This is a genomic window from Streptomyces sp. NPDC005820 (assembly GCF_040630255.1).
GTDB lineage: Bacteria > Actinomycetota > Actinomycetes > Streptomycetales > Streptomycetaceae > Streptomyces.
In genome coordinates, this window is sequence record NZ_JBEXXE010000067.1 from 1 (window position 1) to 17606 (window position 17606).

At 69.0% G+C, this 17606-nt stretch carries 16 protein-coding genes; 10 read left to right on the top strand and 6 right to left on the bottom strand.

Going from position 1 to position 17606, the window contains the following annotated elements; translation table 11 throughout:
* Positions 1-37 precede the first annotated feature (37 nt).
* Positions 38-337: a hypothetical protein gene (locus ABZ464_RS47415; protein WP_359288289.1), complete on the bottom strand. Its 300-nt coding sequence runs from the start codon at positions 335-337 to the stop codon at positions 38-40.
* A gap of 480 nt (positions 338-817) precedes the next feature.
* Here ABZ464_RS47415 and ABZ464_RS47420 point away from each other — a divergent pair, with 480 nt between their 5' ends.
* Positions 818-1519: a TetR/AcrR family transcriptional regulator gene (locus ABZ464_RS47420; RefSeq protein ID WP_359288291.1), complete on the top strand. Its 702-nt coding sequence runs from the start codon at positions 818-820 to the stop codon at positions 1517-1519.
* Positions 1520-1546: 27 nt separating this feature from the next.
* Here ABZ464_RS47420 and ABZ464_RS47425 read toward each other — a convergent pair whose 3' ends face one another.
* The gene (locus tag ABZ464_RS47425; RefSeq protein ID WP_359288293.1) at positions 1547-2707 is read right to left on the bottom strand and encodes a saccharopine dehydrogenase NADP-binding domain-containing protein; all 1161 of its coding nucleotides are present in this window, start codon (positions 2705-2707) and stop codon (positions 1547-1549) included.
* Positions 2708-3021: 314 nt separating this feature from the next.
* Here ABZ464_RS47425 and ABZ464_RS47430 point away from each other — a divergent pair, with 314 nt between their 5' ends.
* The 9 genes from ABZ464_RS47430 (at position 3022) to solA (ending at position 13957) form a co-directional block, all read left to right on the top strand.
* Positions 3022-4530, top strand: coding sequence for an APC family permease (locus tag ABZ464_RS47430; protein WP_359288295.1), 1509 nt, complete (start codon positions 3022-3024; stop codon positions 4528-4530).
* Between the two features lie 82 nt (positions 4531-4612).
* Positions 4613-6052, top strand: a complete 1440-nt coding sequence (locus ABZ464_RS47435; RefSeq protein WP_359288298.1) for an aldehyde dehydrogenase family protein — start codon at positions 4613-4615, stop codon at positions 6050-6052.
* A gap of 32 nt (positions 6053-6084) precedes the next feature.
* A complete protein-coding gene (locus ABZ464_RS47440) occupies positions 6085-7374 on the top strand; it encodes an NAD(P)/FAD-dependent oxidoreductase (RefSeq protein ID WP_359288300.1) in 1290 nt (429 codons plus the stop codon).
* A gap of 65 nt (positions 7375-7439) precedes the next feature.
* On the top strand, positions 7440-8486 hold the full coding sequence (locus ABZ464_RS47445) for a 3-keto-5-aminohexanoate cleavage protein (RefSeq protein WP_359288302.1): 1047 nt from the start codon (positions 7440-7442) through the stop codon (positions 8484-8486).
* Between the two features lie 100 nt (positions 8487-8586).
* Complete coding sequence (locus ABZ464_RS47450; protein WP_359288304.1) at positions 8587-9333, top strand: glucose 1-dehydrogenase; 747 nt, start codon at positions 8587-8589, stop codon at positions 9331-9333.
* A gap of 40 nt (positions 9334-9373) precedes the next feature.
* Positions 9374-10981, top strand: coding sequence for a long-chain-fatty-acid--CoA ligase (locus ABZ464_RS47455; RefSeq protein WP_359288307.1), 1608 nt, complete (start codon positions 9374-9376; stop codon positions 10979-10981).
* A complete protein-coding gene (locus ABZ464_RS47460; RefSeq protein WP_359288309.1) occupies positions 10978-11661 on the top strand; it encodes a TetR/AcrR family transcriptional regulator in 684 nt (227 codons plus the stop codon). The genes ABZ464_RS47455 and ABZ464_RS47460 overlap by 4 nt, the downstream gene beginning before the upstream one ends.
* Complete coding sequence (locus ABZ464_RS47465) at positions 11661-12833, top strand: saccharopine dehydrogenase NADP-binding domain-containing protein (protein ID WP_359288311.1); 1173 nt, start codon at positions 11661-11663, stop codon at positions 12831-12833. Before ABZ464_RS47460 ends, ABZ464_RS47465 begins: the two co-directional genes overlap by 1 nt.
* A complete protein-coding gene (gene solA / locus ABZ464_RS47470; RefSeq protein ID WP_359288313.1) occupies positions 12830-13957 on the top strand; it encodes an N-methyl-L-tryptophan oxidase in 1128 nt (375 codons plus the stop codon). The genes ABZ464_RS47465 and solA overlap by 4 nt, the downstream gene beginning before the upstream one ends.
* A gap of 243 nt (positions 13958-14200) precedes the next feature.
* On the opposite strand, the gene ABZ464_RS47475 is transcribed toward solA, so the two are convergent.
* The 4 genes from ABZ464_RS47475 to ABZ464_RS47490 form a co-directional block, all read right to left on the bottom strand.
* On the bottom strand, positions 14201-14956 hold the full coding sequence (locus tag ABZ464_RS47475; protein ID WP_359288315.1) for an SDR family oxidoreductase: 756 nt from the start codon (positions 14954-14956) through the stop codon (positions 14201-14203).
* A 183-nt stretch (positions 14957-15139) separates the two neighbouring features.
* Complete coding sequence (locus tag ABZ464_RS47480) at positions 15140-15664, bottom strand: TetR/AcrR family transcriptional regulator (protein WP_359288317.1); 525 nt, start codon at positions 15662-15664, stop codon at positions 15140-15142.
* Between the two features lie 138 nt (positions 15665-15802).
* On the bottom strand, positions 15803-16765 hold the full coding sequence (locus ABZ464_RS47485; protein WP_359288319.1) for an electron transfer flavoprotein subunit alpha/FixB family protein: 963 nt from the start codon (positions 16763-16765) through the stop codon (positions 15803-15805).
* Positions 16766-16817: 52 nt separating this feature from the next.
* A complete protein-coding gene (locus ABZ464_RS47490) occupies positions 16818-17606 on the bottom strand; it encodes an electron transfer flavoprotein subunit beta/FixA family protein (protein WP_359288321.1) in 789 nt (262 codons plus the stop codon).

Consider the following 17606-nt stretch of genomic DNA (forward strand, 5'->3'; position numbering starts at 1 on the left):
CAGCACCCCCCGGATCATCAAGGACAGGGGCAACGAGTCATACCGGCCCTGAAGGCCACGAGCCCGAACCGGGCTCTACGAGGAAGGTAATGGGCGTCGCACCGCCCTTCTCGAACTGGAAGTGCGCTCCGCTGTTGTCGGCGGAGCAGTTCTGGGCGTGCAGGTGGGCCATGTCGACGGAGCCGAGCTTGAGTCCGGTCAGGGAGACGCTGACCGTGGTGCCCTTGTCACCCTGTGCCAGCCAGGCCGTGCCCTTGACGTCGTCCATGCCCGGCGGGCGGGTGTCCAGCAGCTTGAAGGCACCCTTCACCACGGCGGCTCCGGTCGTGCGCGGCATGGCATCGGGCTCCGGTCTTCGGGTCGTGGCGAGAACGTCGGGACGGGCCCTCGGGGCGCAATACGGCCTCCGTGTCACGAGAGGTCGCCTGGAAGGTCCCGGATGAGAGCCGTGACGCGAGGCACGGCTCTGACTTGGCACTGATTCCTCTGGAACCTCCGTCCCAGTCTCCCGGCATCCTGCCGCAGGGGGTGCTTCATACCCCTTACGACCCACGCCGCGCTTCCTCGGCCGCCGAGTCTCACCCGACCACCGCGCCCCGCGTGTCCAAGATCACCGTCGCGGCGGCCGTAGGGCTGAAGGAGCCGCTGTGGTCGACCTCGGCAGCTGGTCGCACGAAGGAGACGGCAGCTACACCCCGACAGCATCTGCCGCACCGCGTCTCCGGACGGAAGGTGCTGCTGACCTGCCTAGGTAGGTAGCCGCAGGGTCACCGGCTACCCGGAGTCCGTTCGCTGCTGGCAGTATGTGTCTGTCGGAATGTCGGTCGAGGACGGTCAGGGGCGCATGGCGGCGCGAAGTGCACGCAACGGCAGCAGGGTGCGTGCTGCGTCGCGTCCGGATGAGGCGGTGGGGCGGGACAACGTCCTGCGTACTGCGCTCCAGCTCTTCCTGCAGCACGGATATGCCGGCACGAGCATGAAGGCGATCGCCCAGGAGCTGGGGATTTCTGCCCCGGCTCTTTACTGGTACTTCCCGTCCAAGGAAGAGATCTTCGCCAGCGTTCTGGAGAAGGCCCTCGCGGACTTCTGGTCCGCCGTCCGGGACGCGCTCACGGAAGAGGACCCGGTCGTCAGGCTCGGTCAGCTGGTCAGGGCGCACGTGGTGTGGCAGTTGCAGCAGTCCGACGTCGCCCGAGCGTTCGACGTGAATGCCGGTATGCGGCACCTTGTCCGCGAACTCCCCGAAGAGCGAGCCAAGGGCATCATCTCCATCGAGCGCGAGTACGTCACCGAGCTGCGCGGCATCCTCGAGGAGGGCAGGCGTCGAGGGCTGTTCGACTTCGATGACGCCAAGGTCGCGGCTTTCGCCATCACGACGATGTGCGAGTACGTCCACACCTGGTTCAACCCGGCGCGGGAGATGACCGTGCAGGATGTCGCGGCCCGTTACGAGCAGCTGGCGCTGGCCATGGTCGGTGCCCGTCGCGACGGTGGACATCGGGCGGCTACCGAAGCCTGATCGACGTCCACCGCGACGAGACCGCCCTTACCCGGTGGGTCGCTGTAGCGCCTGGCCGTCCAGAGGCGTTTCGCTCTGCACGATCGGGATGCAGTTGCGTTCCTCGAGGGCGGTCAGGAACGGGCCCGGTTCGAAGGCCAGTTCAGGGTCGACCCAGCCTTTGTGCTTGGGCGGCTGGACGGCGAGGAGTTCGGCTCCCACAGCCGCGGACACGCCGGTCACTCGGCCGGTGGTGTCGTGGCCCCACTGGGGGTGCCCGGTCTGGTAGGTACGCACGACCGAGCGGCCGCCACGCAGGCCGACCACTTCGACGGTGCACATGAGGGCCCAGCCGCGGTCGTCGCGCTCTCCGCCCCTGACCTCCCAGATGCGGTCGCGGACGGCCTCACGGATGGTGAGCCCGTCGGCGCCCACGACCTCGGCGTCGTCCAGAAGGCCGTACTTGTTGAGGACCCGGACGTCCTCCATGATCTCGTCGCGCCAGCTCACCCGTGTGGCGCAGAACTTCAGCTGGGGGAAGCTGCGCACCAGCGATGTGGTCTCCGGGTGGGGCACGTAGTAGACGCGGTGGCGTCCGACGGGTTCGAGGAAGTCCACCCAGCGAGAGCCCTCCAGATACGCGGCGCCGTGGAAGCGGCCGTTCTGGAAGTACTGACGGGTCGGTGTCCGGTCCGCCAGCTCCCACAGCACCGTCTCCAGTCCTCCCCGGGAGGGTGCGATGGTGCGCCAGGACACCCCGGACACATGGATCTCGTCCACCTGGTCGAACTCGTCCACAGCGTGCCGGGCGAGCACCTGGGTGACTCCCGGACTGATGCCGAGGCCGGAGACCGCGGTGATCCCGGCCTCGACGGTGGCTGCGCGCTGCTGCGGGGACGGCTCGGAGATCAGGTCGGCGTAGTTCACACGCGCCTCAAGGGCGAGTTCGAAGACCTGGTCGAAGAAGACGTGGCTGGTGCAGTTCATGAGCAGGGAGGCCTCCCGCAGCTCCTCCAGGAGCGGTCCCCGCTGCCGCATGTCCACGGTGATCACCCGAGCCTTCGGGCCCAGCTCGGCCGCCAGGGCGCGCGCACGGTCCAGCGAGACCTCGGCGATCACGACCTCCGAGATCGACGGGCGGGCCGCGAGATCGCGCGTCACCCACTGTCCGACTTCTCCGGCGCCACCGAGAATGACGATCTTTGTCATGGACTCTCCTTACGACGACGCATGCGGAGTCAGTGATTCCCTGGGCGGGTGACGGGCGTGAAGATCGGCGCCCCAGGGGGATTGACGGCCCGAGTGGACCACCTCATACTCGCCCTTAATGAACGTTAAGTAAAGGGCTGGATCGACCCACTCCCGCCCCTCCCTCTGCCCGTCGGAAGACGTCCGACCGGCCGGAGGCCTCTTCGCCCGTCACGCCCGCGGACACCCTGCGGCTCCGCTGCTCAGGCGCACATCCCCAGGCCGGCACTCGACCGGCCTCCACCCTCCCTCCCCGCGTCGAGGAAGGAAGCTCCATGACTCAAGACAGCGAAGCCGCCTCCGGCTTCAACAGGCGAACCGCGGTGGCCCAGTCGAAAGCCGGTTCCGACCAGACGTCCGGTGACCCGGAGACCCGGCTCTCCGGTCACATGAGCACCTTCGACATCGTCTTCACCGTCCTGGCGTTCAACGCCCCGATGTCCGTCTTCGTCGGATTCATCACCGTGATCATCGGCTACGGCAACGGCGTGGGCACACCGGTCACCTACCTGGCCTGTGGGGCCCTGGTGGCGCTCTTCGCCGTCGGTTTCGCCGCGATGAGCCGTCGGCTGCCCAACCCCGGAGCCTTCTACGCCTACATCACCGCCGGGCTGGGCCGGCCGCTGGGGCTCGGTGCCGCGTTCGTCGCGCTCGTGTCGTACCTGTTCATCCTCGTCGGCGGGTACGCCTTCGGCGGCATCTCCTGGCAGGCGCTCGTCCACGACGTGCTCGGCGGACCCGACCTTCCCTGGTACGTCTACACGGCGCTGGCGATGGCAGTCGTCGCCGTACTCGGCTACTTCCGCGTCCAGCTGTCGGCGCGCATCCTCACCGTGTGCATGTGCTGTGAGGTCCTCCTCATGGTCGCCTACGACACCGCCGTGTTCTTCCGGGGCGGCGGTCCGCAAGGCGTCAACATCGAGTCGTTCCAGCCCTCGAACATCGTCTCCGGGTCCGTCGGCCTCGCCGTCCTGTACGGCGTCGTGTGCTTCTCCGGATTCGAGGCGACGGCCATCTTCCGTGAGGAGGCGCGGGACCCGGAACGGACCATCCCGCGGGCGACCTACTACGCCGTCGCCCTGCTGGCGATCCTGTACGCGCTCACCAGCTGGGTCATGATCCTCGGTATCGGCGTCGACCGTGTCGTCGCGAAGTCGGCCGCTGACCCCACGGGCGCGGCACTGGCCACGGCGCTTCAGTACCTCGGCAAGGTAGGCCAGGACGTGATCACCGTCCTGCTGTGCACGAGCATCTTCGCCGCCAACCTAGCCACCCACAACGTCGCGACCCGCTACAAGTACTCGCTCAGCGTCGACCGCATTCTTCCGAAGTTCCTCAGCGCGGTGCACAGGACCGAGATCTCTCCGCACCGGGCCTCCATGGCCACCAGCGTCATCAGTTTCGTGTCGCTGGCGGCCTGCGTCCTCTTCAAGGGCAACGGCGCCACCCTGTACGCCGTACTCGTCGGCATCGGCGGCTACTCGCTGATCATGTTGCTTCTCCTCACCAGCGCGTCCGTCGTCGTCTACTTCCGAAGGGACCCGGACCACGACGTCAACGTCTGGAAGTCACTGGTCGCCCCAGTCCTCGCGTGCGCGGGCCTGCTGGTGGCGTTCGTGCTCGCCACCCAGAACGTGGCCCTGATGATCGGCGGAGATCAGGGCATGGCCGACTTCCTCGTCGGTCTCTTCGTCGGCCTGCTGATCCTGGGCGTCGTCGTGGCCCTGGTGCTGCGCAGCAAGCGCCCGGACGTCTACCGGCGGATCGGGCGCCAGGACCTCTAGCTCCCGAGGCGACCTCCACATCCCGTGCCGGCCGGAGCCGGCCGACACGGAACAAGACCCCACGACAGGAGCCAGGGAAACCATGGGACAGAACACCGCTATCACCGCCCGCTGTCTGATCGGCGGCAGCTGGCGGGAGGGCACCGGCGCGGAGATCACGCGCCGCAGCCCCTACAACGACGAGCTCGTGACCTCCGTGCGAGCCGCGAGCCACGCTGAAGCCGACGAGGCCGTCGCCGCGGCCCGGGCCGCCCGCCGCGCGTGGGCCGCCACTCCTGCCCTGGCCCGTGCCAAGGCTCTGCATCGGGCGGGCGACCTGCTGCACGAGCGCCGGGACGAGCTGGCCCGGCTCATGACCCGGGAGATGGGCAAGACCCTGACCGAGTCCTACGAGGACGTCGAGTACGCCGTCGACGACCTGAAGATGGCCGGTGAGGACGCGCTCCGCCTGCTCGGCCAGTTCGTGCAGGGAACGTCGTCCGACACACAGGACCCCAAGCGCGTCCTGGTCCAGAACGTACCGGTGGGAGTCGTGGGGCTCGCCACCCCCTGGAACTTCCCCGTCGCCATTCCCTGCGAGCTGCTCGGCCCGGCGCTGGCCTGCGGCAACACCATCGTATGGAAGCCGAGCGAGATCACGCCCGGCAGCGGTCACCTGCTGGCCGAGGTGCTGGCAGAGGCCTTCCCGCCGGGTGTCGTCAACGTCCTGCACGGTCGCGGCGATGTCGGTGGGCATCTGGTGACCCATCCGCACGTCGACATGTTCGGATTCGTCGGCAGCACGGCCACGGGCGAGGCGATCGCCCGTTCCGCGGGCGTGAAGAAGCTGCTGCTGGAACTCGGCGGCAACGGACCTGTCGTCGTCATGGAGGACGCCAACATCGACGCGGCGGCCGAGGCGACCGTCTACTCGGCGTACTACGCCGGGGGCCAGGTCTGCACCGCCACCGAGCGCGTCCTCGTCCACGACTCGGTGCATGACCGGTTCGTCGCCCGTGTGGTGGAGCTCTCCAAGGCCGTCACCGGCGGCGACCCGCTCGACGAGGCCACCACCATGGGCCCGATGTGCTTCGCAGGAAGCTTCGCCAAGACCAGGGAGCACATCGACGATGCCGTGGCCAAGGGGGCTCAGATCGTGTTCGGTGGCGGTTTCGACGGCCTCTACCACGAGCCGACGGTGCTCACCGGCGTGACCTCGGACATGGTCATCGCCCAGGACGAGACGTTCGGTCCGGTCGTGCCGATCATGCACTTCTCCTCGCAGGAGGAGGCGATCGAGCTCGCCAACGAGACCGACTACGGCCTGCAGGGCGCCGTGTTCACCAGCTCCATGCCGACCGCCTGGCGCATGGCCGAGGCGATCGAGTGCGGGACCGTGCACGTCAACGGCACCACCAACCACTGGGAGCTGCTCGCACCCTTCGGCGGCATGAAGAAGTCCGGCATCGGCCGCATTCTCGGCGTCGCCTCGCCGTCCTCCTTCACCAACCAGAAGCAGATCACCTTCGACATGGGCCACTGAGCCGCACCCCCTCCCAGGAAGGCACACACTCCATGTACGACGTCATCGTCATCGGAGCCGGCTTCGCCGGACTCACCGCGGCCCGCGACCAGCGCGACGCCGGACGGTCGGTCCTCGTCCTCGAGGCCCGCGACCGCATCGGCGGCCGCACCCACTACGACTACCTCGAAGGCTTCGACCAGAAGGTGGAGTTGGGGGGCACCTGGGTGGTCCCCTCGCACCAGCCGCAGGTCGCCCGGGAGGTCGCACGGTACGGGCTGGAGTACACCACCACCCCCGAGCCCGAGAACTTCGCCTGGCACTTCAACGGGACGCTGACCAAGGGCGGCTTCCCCGTGCCCTTCGAGGAGATCCCCGAACTCGAACGCGCGGTGGCACTGATCATCGACGAGTCACGGCGGATCGAGTTCGGCAGGCCGTTCGAGGAACAAGGCCTGGAAGACCTCGACGTCCCCTTCTCGCAGTGGCTGCGGGACAAGGGCATCGAGGGCACGACCAAGGAACTCTTCAACTCCTACGGCGCCGGACTGTGTTTCGGTATCGGCCCAGACGACGTCTCCGCCCTGCACGTCATCTCCTGGGTGACGGGCTGTGGCAACAGTGCCTGGAACCTGTTCAACGGCCCCACGATCAAGCTCGCGCAGGGCACGGCCAGTCTGTACAACGCCCTGGCGGAGGGGCTCGACGTCAGGCTGTCCTCGCCCGTCGCGCGCATCGAACAGGACGGTGACTCGGTCACCGTCACGACCAAGGCGGGCGAGACCTTCACCGCGCGGGCGGCCGTGGTAGCCGTACCGCTCAACACCTGGGCGAACATCGAGTTCGCACCCGCCCTCGGCGCGGGCAAACAGCAGTTCACCAAGGAGCGGCTGGCCGGTCGTGACGTCAAGCTGTGGGTGCAGGCCCGCAACGTGCCCCCCTACTTCGCGAGCCTCGCATGGAACGCGCCCCTCGAATGGCTTTCCACGGAGTTCGAGCGCGACGAGGGATCGATCATGGTCGGCTTCGGCTACGAGGACGGCGACAAGATCGACCCGACCGACCGGGCTTCGGTGGAGCGGGCCGTCAAGACACTCGTTCCGGAAGCCGAGGTCGTCACCTGGTGGAGCGAGGACTGGAACGGCGACCCGTACTCGCTCGGCACCTGGACCGCGTACCGCCCCGGCCAGATCACCCGGCTGGCGGCGGACAGCCGCAAGCCCGAGGGTCGTCTGGTCTTCGCGAACGCGGACGTGGCCGTCGGATTCTCCGGCTGGATCGAGGGCGCGATCGAATCCGGCAGCGCCGCTGCCCCCGCACTGGCCCCGATCCTCGGCGACTAGGCAGACCTCCCCTCTCCGCATCAACGAGCCGTACACCGGCGCGACATCAAAGGAGCACGCCTCAGATGGCGAACATCGACTGGCAGCGGGTTCAGGCGGGACTGGACCGCGAACAGCACAAGATGGTCTGGAAGCCGTACGGACTGCCGGAGATCATGAACCTGGAGACGTCGTCCTTCCACGACGCCCCGGTCTCGCAGCCGTGGGACGTCCCGCAGAAGATGATCGTCTCCGTAGCGATCACCGGCGCCTTCTTCCAGCACCAGCAGAACCCCGCACAGCCGATCACCCCGGATGAGATCCGTGAGTCCGCTCGTGAGGTGGCCATCGCAGGGGCCAGTGCACTGCACATCCACGTCCGTGACGACAACGGCTACAACGTCCTGTCGCCGAAGCGGTTCCACGACGTCATCGCACCGCTGCACAAGGAATTCCCCACCATGCCGATCGACGGCTGCCTCGTGCCCGCCCTCGCCGGCGAGTGGGAGAAGATGACCGCTGTCATGGAGTCCAAGCTCCTCGACGCGGCGCCCATCAACGCCACCGCCACCTACATCGGCGACTCCCTCTTCGCCAAGCCGGCTCCGGTCATCATGGAGAAGACCCGGCTGATCAACGCCCACGGTGCGACGCCCGAGATTGCCGTCTACACCGATGCCGACGTGGCGATCGCCAAGCGTTTCCTGATCTCCAGCGGACTCGTCGAGACGCCCGCCTTCTGGCTCGTGCTGCCCGCGCTGCCCGGCGGCAGCCCCATGGACAACACCCGCCAGATGATCGAGGGCCTCACCCGGATCGTGGGCTCCATCCGCGACGTCGACCCGGACGGGCTAATCATGGTCTGTGCCGCCGGCCGCGCCTCCACCCATCTGGCCACCCAGGCCGCCCTGATGGGCCTGCACATCCGTGTGGGCATGGAGGACACTTACTACAAGTGGCCCCACCGCGAGGACCGGATCAACTCCAACCTCGAGGCACTGCAGTTGGCGCAGAAGATCGCCGAGGTGACCGGCCGGGACATCGCCACTCCGGAGGAGGCGCGCGCCCTGATGGGTCTGCCTCCCGTCCACGAGTTCAACGGCGACGGCGACACCCTCACCGCCCTCGGCTGATTCCAGACCGTCTCTCCCCTCCCTCCCGAGCGGTGCCAGCGGCGTACGCCCGCCGTGTCGCCGGCACCCGCGGGAAGCCACTGACGAAAGGACCCGACCCATGAGCGGCCGTGTGCGAGGCAAGCGCTTCATCGTGACTGGCGGCGCCCGAGGCATGGGCGCGAGCCATGCCCGCCATCTCGCCGAGGAAGGCGCTGCCGTCGTCATCGGCGACGTCCTGGACAAGGAGGGAATGGACCTGGCCGACGAACTGCAGGCGGACGGGTTGGAGGTCCACTACACCTACCTGGACGTCACCGACGAGGCGAGCTGGAAGGCCGCGGTCGACGGGACCGTCGGCCAGCTGGGAGCCATCGACGGCCTGGTCAACAACGCCGGCGTCACCGGAATCCCGGGCGGTCCCGAGGCCGAGGGCCTCGACGCGTGGAACGCCACGGTGTCCGTCAACCAGACGGGCGCCTATCTCGGCCTTCGTGCCGTGGTCCCACACCTGCGGGCCGCGGGCGGCGGAGCGGTGGTGAACGTCTCCTCGATCCTTGGCTTCATCGGCGACGGCGACTACTTCGCCTACTCGGCGACCAAGGGAGCGCTGCGCCTGATGACCCGCAGCGCCGCCCTGAAGTACGCGCCGGACGGGATCCGGGTCAACAGCGTGTGCCCCGGCATGGTGCGCACCCCCATGAACGACGCCGAGGTCGACGCCGACGGCTACGTCACCAACACCCCCATGCGGCGCATGGCCGAACCCGTCGAGGTGTCGAAGGCGGTGCTGTTCCTGCTCTCGGACGACGCGAGCTACATCACCGGCTCGGACCTCGTCATCGACGGCGGCTACCTGGCTCGCTGAGCCGGCCCGCCCACCATCACGGAAAGAGGTGACCCGCGGCATGCTCACCGGTCTCATGCAGGACGCGCCACTGACCCTGGACCGGCTCATCCGGCGGATGACGGACGTGACCGGCTCCTCCCGCGCGTTCGGCCCTGATGCCGAACACGTCTCCTACGCGGAGGTGGCCGCCCGTGCCCGCCGCCTGGGCGGACTGCTCACGTCGCTCGGCATCAAGCCCGGGGACCGCGTGGCCAGCCTCGCCTTCAACACCCTCGACCATCTGACCGTCTTCCTCGGCGTCCCGGCCCACGGCGTGGTCCTGCAGACCGTCAATCCGCGCTTCACCGCTGAGCAGGTCGAATACGTCCTCGGGCACGGCGGCCCACGAGCGCTGTTCGTCCAGCAGCCGCTGCTGGACCTCGTACGTCCCGCCCTCGCAAAGCTCAGGCGGCCGGCGCACGTCTTCCTGCTGGACGCGACCGCCTCCGCGGCGGGCCACGTCACCCTCACCGACGCTCTCGCAGACGCCGACGAGACCGAACCACAGGTCATCGACGAGCGGCAGGCCTCGGGACTGTGCTACACGTCCGGGACGACCGGCCACCCCAAGGGCGTCCTGTACTCCCACCGGTCCACGGTGCTGCATGCGCTCAGCACCTGCATGACGGACGTCATGGGCGTGTCCTCGCGGGAGACGATCCTGCCGATCGTCCCCATGTTCCACGCCAACGCCTGGGGCCTGCCGCACGCGGCCGCCCTGGTCGGTGCGGACCTCGTCCTGCCGGGCCGCGACCTCGGCGGCCCCGCTGTCGGTGAGCTGATCCGCCGTCACCAGGTCACGATGACCGCCGGAGTACCCACGGTGCTCGGGGACCTGCTGGCGTACGCCGACGCCACGCCGGGAGTTCTGGACAGCCTGCGCCTCGTCATCTCCGGCGGCTCCGCCCTCCAACGCCCGCTGGTCGACGGGTTCGCCCGGCACGGCGTCGAGGTCATCCAGGGCTGGGGGATGACGGAGACCAGCCCGTGCGTGACGATGTCCCGCCCGCCACACGAAGCGGACGACCCCCTCCACTACCGGCTGTCCGCAGGGCGGCTGAACCCGCTCGTGGAAGCGCGCATCGTGGGGGAGGACGGCGGCCCTCTGCCCCGCAACGGCGACGCCGTCGGCGAGATCGAGCTCAGGTGCCCGCATGCCGCGTCGGCCTACTACCGCAACGAGGGGCTTTCCGACGAGAAGTTCGACGACGGCTGGCTACGCACAGGCGACGCCGCGTCCCTCACCTCGGACGGCTACGTCGTCCTCCGCGACCGCATCAAGGACATGATCAAGTCGGGCGGCGAGTGGATCCCCTCCGCCCGGCTCGAGTTCCTCGCCGCGGAGCATCCCGCCGTACGGGAGGTCGCAGTCGTCGCGGTCCCCGACGAGCGGTGGGGCGAGCGGCCGGGAGCCGTGGTGGCTTTGCGGCCCGATCACGGCCTCTCGCTCGACGAACTCTGCGACTTCCTTGCCCCCCACGTGCCCAAGTGGTGGCTCCCGGTGGCCCTGACCGTGGTGCCGGAGGTGCCCAAGACAAGCGTCGGGAAACTGGACAAGAAGGCGCTGCGACTGCCTGGCGCCGGTCTCTCGGACACAGCACCCGGTGCGACCGGAGCCGCGACATGACCGCCACCCGGCCCACGGCCGTCGCCGACGACGGCGGCGACGCCCCCGAGAGCAAGGCGCGCATCCTGCGCTCCGCGCAGGTCCTGTTCGCGCGGAACGGCTACGACGGCACGAGCCTGAAAGCCATCGCCCAGCACGTCGGAGTGTCCACACCCGCCCTGTACTGGCACTTCAGGTCGAAGGACGAAATCTATCTCGCGGCCCTGGAGAGGATGCTGGTGGACTTCGTGGAGGTGGTGCGGGAGGCCGTCCACTCCAGCGAGCCGCTGGCCCGGTTCCGGGAAGCCGTGTCGGCACACATCAGGTTCCAGCTGGAACGGCGTGAGGAGGCCGGACTCTACGCACAGACCGTCGGGATGCGTCGGCTCACCGCCGATCTCCCGAAGCAGCACCGGGAGACCCTTGTCGCCCTGCAACGGTCGTACGTGGACGAACTGCGGGACATCCTCCGCTCGGGCCGGGACGACGGCACGTTCTCCTTCACGGACGTACGTGCCACGGTCTTCGCCGTCGTGACCCTCTGCGAATACGTGCACACCTGGTACAACCCCTCGGGCCCGCTCTCGGTGGACGACGTCGTACGGCAGTACGCCGACCTGGCGACCCGCATGGTGGGCGCCTGTCCCGAAGGCTCTGCCGCCCGCACCCAACCCCCTGTACAGAACGAAGGTGAATGGTGATGTCACAACCGACCGTCCTGGTCGTCGGAGCGGCCGGCATGCAGGCCTCCAGCCTGCTGCGGGGACTGCACCGGTCGCGGATTCCGATGAAGGTCGTCGCGGTCGACCGCAGGACGCCCGCCGGTGAACTGCCCGAGGGCTTTCCGCCGATGCGCTGGGAGCAGGTGGACATCCTCACAGAGGGCGACCGCCTGCGGGACCTGTGCGCCGAGGCCGACGTCGTCGTCAACTGCACCGGTCCCTACTTCCTCCTAGGTGACGCCGTCCTGCGCGCCGCCATCGACGCCGGCACCGACTACCTCGACATCTGCGACGACGCCGACGCCACCGAGGCGCTGCTCGAACAGGACACGGCGGCCAAAGACGCCGGGATCACCGCACTGATCGGCATGGGCTCCGCTCCCGGGACGACGAACATCCTCGTCCGCCTGGCGCTGGACAACCTGCCGGACGGGGACGCCGAGGTCGAGATCAACTGGGCCGTGGACTGCCACGACATGGCCGGAGCCGTCGTACCCCACTTCGTCCACTCCTTCCGCACCGCGATCCCCGGGGCGGGCAGCATGCCGGACTGGGACGAACTCCAGCCCAGAACGGTCGTCTTCCCCGACCCCATCGGCCCCCAGACCGTGGTGATGCTCAGCCACCCCGAACTCCTCACCCTGCCCCGTTTCACCCGGGTGACCCGCGTGCACAATCGCGGGGGCCTCATCCCCGTCGACCACACCATGCTCGGCTGGCTGCTCGCCCGGCTCCCGGAGCACCCGGACCGCGCGACGGACGGCGCCACCCTGTCCCGGCTGTTCGACGGATTCGCGGCCCGCAAGACGACGCACACCCGGCTGGGCTCGGGCCTGGTCGTCGACGTGCGGGTCGGCTCGGAGGGCTACCGGTACTCCTCCGGTGCCACGACCACCCAGGAGGACGCGACCGGGGTGCCCGCGGCGGCGGGTGTCCTGGTGGCGCTGGACGGAAAGCTGCCCGGCCCCGGTGCCATCGCGCCCGAACTGCTGTCCCCGGCGGACTTCTTCGCCGCCCTGCGGCTGGTCTCCGCGGGCGGAGGAGGGCTGAGCGTGACCCGGACCCGGGATGGTCTGGAGACCGAACCGGCCCGCATCCGCGACCTCATCGCGCAGTCCGCCGGACACACCACCCCGCAGGAGACACGATGACCCACCAGCGGCACTACGACGCCATCGTCGTCGGACTCGGAGCCTGGGGCAGCGCGGCCCTGAGCCACCTGGCCGGCCGGGGCCTCTCCGTTCTCGGTATCGACCAGTTCACCCCGCCGCACGTCCGCGGCTCGCACCACGGCAACGGCCGGGTCATCCGCATGGCCAGCCCGGAAGGGGCCTTCTACACCCCGATGATGCGGCGTGCGTACGAGCTGTGGCACGAGCTCGAGGCCGAGACCGGAACCGAGGTCCTCACGACTGTGGGCGGGGTCTACGCGGCACCGCCCGACGACGAGATGATCTGGGGAGCCCTCAAGAGCTACGACGGCACCGACATCCCCCACGAGGTGCTGAACGCAGTCGAGGCCCGCGCACGCTTCCCCTGGCTGCGGGTCGAGGACGGTGAGAGCGTCATCCATGAGCCCGGCACCGGACGACTCCACCCGGAACGAGCCATCCTCGCGCACACCGACCTCGCACGCCGATACGGGGCGGACGTCGTCGTCGGCCAGGGCATGAAGGACTGGGAACAGACGGGTGACAGGGTGGTCGTCACCACCGACGGCGGCACCTTTACCGCCGACCGTCTGGTCCTGACCCTCGGCTCCTGGACTCCGCACCACCTGAAGCTGGACCTCCCGCTCGTCGTGGAGCGCCAGGTCTTCGCCGTGTATGACGTGCGGGACGTCCCCGGCCCGCTCACCATGGTCAGCCTGCCGTCGACGCATTCCGAGGCCTTCTACGGCGTGCCCGAGCAGGGCGACACGTTCAAACTCGCCCTCCATCACGGTGGTCTGACCGGTGCGACCGACGACCTGCCGAGCACCGTCACCGAAGCGGAAAGGAGGCTCCTGAAGTCCTACGTCGCCGACCGGCTGCCCCACTTCCCCGCGGAACCGGTTCGGGTGACGACCTGCAAGTACACCAACACACCCGACCGCCACTTCATCCTGACCCCCCACCCCGAAGCGCCGGCTGTCGTCGTGGGCGCCGGATGCTCGGGGCGCGGATTCAAGTTCGCGACCTTCATCGGCGAAGCCCTGGCCGACCTGGCCACCGGCGTCGAACGGCCGGACCTGGACCACTTCTCGCCCAAGCGCTTCCTACCGTCGTCGGCCTGAACGCTCTGCCGCCGTCGACACCGGGAGCGACGCTGTCACCAGCCCGGCCATGGGCCGCCGACGCGGCTCAGGGTCGTACGCCTGTAGGGTTCCGCGAGGCCGCACAGGAGCCACCGTCGGTAACTAGCGCGGCCTCCTGGGCACCTGGCCCCCGTGGCCGACCGCTACCCAGCGGTGTCGATGACCACGCGCCCCTGGTCCCGTGGGGAGGAGCGAACCGGTCGGGCTTGTGAGGTGCACCGGTCAGGCCAGGCCCGCGCCTCCGTCGATGCTCAGGAACGCGCCGTGGGCGAAGCCGGCGGCGTCGGAGGCGAGGTATGCGACCGCTTCGGCGATCTCGCGCGGCAGGCCGAACCGGCGAGCGGGAAGCGCGTCCGTGACGGCGGCGACCCGAGGGTCACCGGCGATCATGGCCTGGACCTCTTCGGGTACGACGGGGCCGGGGGCGACCGAGTTCACGCGTACGCCTGACGGGCCGTACTCCTTCGCCCACGCCTTGGTGAGGTTGTTCAGCGCGGCCTTGCTGGATGAGTACGCGGCCCTGTCCGGTGCCGCCTTGTCGGCGGCGAAGGAGCTGACGTTCACGATCGCACCGGCGCCTCGTTCGGCCATGGCCGGGACGAGTTCGGCGACCAGGAAGAAGGGCGCCTTGACGTTGGTGTTGTAGACCGCGTCGAAGGCTTCCTCCGTGGTGTCGGTGGTGGCCCCCTCGGGGAAGACGCCCGCGTTGTTCACGAGGACGTCGATCTGCCCGGTGATGGGCCGGGCCTGCCCGGCCAGGGTGCGGGCGCTGTCCGCGGATGTCAGGTCTGCCTGTACGAAGTCCGCCTTTCCACCCGCTTCTCGGATGTCGGCGACAGCTTGTTCGCCGCGCTCGGCGTTGCGGCCGGACAGGATGACATGGGCTCCGCGCTCGGCCAGGACGTCGGCGATGGCGCGGCCTATACCGCTGGTGGATCCGGTGATCAGGGCGGTCTTGCCGCTCAGAAGCGTGGACATCACAACTCCAGACTGACGGATCAAAATTGCGAGCTTCAAGTTCAAGTATGGAACTCAGTGTCAGTATAGCAATCAGAGGTCAGCTCTGACGGTAGACGCGTGCCCTGAAGGAGGGCAGACGAAGCGTGGAAGTGGTAAGGCCAGGTAACGGGTGCGCCCTGGGTGACCGGTGCTACCCGTGCGTCACCGAGGGTTCAGCGCGGCGAAGGCCTCGTCCAGCAGATCGACGAGATCGACGTGGCCGTCGGCAGCGGTCCAGTGGTCGAGGGCGATGTTCAGGCAGTCCAGCGCCGCGGCGGCTTTGACGGAAATGGCCAGCGTAACGGGCTGCGCCGGGTCGGTCCGCTCGGCGAGGGCACTGGTCAGTGCGGGCCACCAGCCGCGCTGCTTCTCCAGTTGCCGGGCGCACAGTGCGGGGGTCTCGAGGACGAGCCGGGTCGTCCTCAGTGCCCGGGCCGGGTCCCGACGGTAGTTTTCCATGACGGCGTCCAGCCCACGCCGCAGCGCCGTCCAGTCGTCCTCGTCGGAGGGGCGGCCGCGCACGGCGTCGGCCACCTGTTCGCCATGCGTGTCGAAGACACTAAGGACTGCTTCTTCCTTGCTGCCGAAGTAACGCAGCAAGGTGCTGCGGGACACTCCGGCCGCCGCAGCGAGGTCATCCAGGGTGACCTTCTCGAACCCGTCGCGAAGGAACAGGTCGAACGCCACCTGGGCCAGTTCTGCCCGAACGGCGGCCCGGGCGATGCTCCGGGTTTTCGTGCGCCCAGCCGCCCCGTCCACCCGAGATCCCCTCCACGCTCACTCAGTCCCGGCATCGGATGCCGGGTGCCAGTATGACACCCGGTGTCACGAGGCGGAGTTCTTGATTTCCTCGGTGAGCTGGGGGACGACGTCGAAGAGGTCGCCGACGATGCCGTAGTCCACGAGGTCGAAGATCGGGGCCTCGGCGTCCTTGTTGACGGCCACGATGGTCTTGGAGGTCTGCATGCCGGCGCGGTGCTGGATGGCGCCGGAGATGCCGTTGGCGATGTAGAGCTGCGGCGAGACGGACTTGCCGGTCTGGCCGACCTGGTTGGTGTGCGGGTACCAGCCGGCGTCCACCGCGGCGCGGGAGGCGCCGACGGCCGCGCCGAGGGAGTCGGCGAGGGCCTCGATGATCGCGAAGTTCTCGGCGCCGTTGACGCCGCGGCCGCCGGAGACGACGATCGCGGCCTCGGTCAGCTCGGGGCGGCCGGTCGACTCGCGCGGGGTGCGGCCGGTGACCTTGGTGCCGGTCGCGGCGGCGGAGAAGGTGACCGCGAGGGCCTCGACCGCACCGGCGGCGGGGGCGGCCTCGACGGCGGCGCTGTTGGGCTTGACGGTGATGACCGGGGTTCCCTTGGCGATGCGGGACCTGGTGGTGAAGGACGCGGCGAACACCGACTGGGTGGCCACCGGGCCCTCGTCGCCGGCCTCGAGGTCGACGGCGTCGGTGATGATGCCGGAGCCGATGCGCAGCGCCAGACGCGCGGCGATCTCCTTGCCCTCCGCGGAGGAGGGGACCAGCACGGCGGCCGGGGACACGGCGGCGACGGCGGCCTGCAGCGCGTCCACCTTGGGTACGACGAGGTAGTCGGCGTACTCGGCGGCGTCGTGCGTGAGGACCTTGACGGCGCCGTGCTCGGCGAGCGCGGCGGCGGTGTTCTCGGCACCGGCGCCGAGCGCGACGGCGACGGGCTCGCCGATGCGGCGGGCCAGCGTCAGCAGCTCCAGGGTCGGCTTGCGGACGGCACCGTCCACGTGGTCGACGTAGACGAGGACTTCAGCCATGGGATTGCTCTCCTGCGAAACGAAGTTGAGGGGGCGGTAGGCGTGTCGAGCCTTAGATGAACTTCTGGCTCGCGAGGTACTCGGCGAGCTGCTTGCCGCCCTCGCCCTCGTCCTTGACGATCGTGCCGGCGGTGCGGGCCGGGCGCGCGGCGGCGTCCTCGACCTTGGTCCAGGCGCCCTCGAGGCCGACCTCTTCCGCCTCGATGTCGAGGTCGGACAGGTCCCAGGCCTGCACCGGCTTCTTCTTGGCCGCCATGATGCCCTTGAAGGACGGGTAACGGGCCTCGCCCGACTGGTCGGTGACCGACACGACCGCCGGGAGGGACGCCTGGAGCTGCTCGCTCGCGGCGTCGCCGTCGCGGCGGCCCTTGACCGTGCCGTCCTCGACCAAGACCTCGGAGAGCAGGGTGACCTGCGGGACGCCCAGGCGTTCGGCGAGCAGGGCCGGGACGATGCCGGCGGTGCCGTCGGTGGAGGCCATGCCGGAGATCACCAGGTCGTAGCCGGCCTTCTCGATGGCCTTGGCCAGCACGAGGGAGGTGCCGATGGCGTCGGTGCCGTGCAGGTCGTCGTCCTCGACGTGGATCGCCTTGTCCGCGCCCATCGACAGCGCCTTGCGCAGCGCGTCCTTGGCGTCCTCGGGGCCCACCGTGAGAACGGTGATCTCCACGTCGTCGTCGGAGTTCTCGGAGATCTGCAGCGCCTGCTCGACGGCGTACTCGTCGAGTTCGGAGAGCAGACCGTCCACGTCGTCCCGGTCGACGGTCAGGTCATCGGCGAAGTGCCGGTCGCCAGTGGCGTCGGGCACGTACTTCACAGTGACAACGATCCTCAAGCTCAT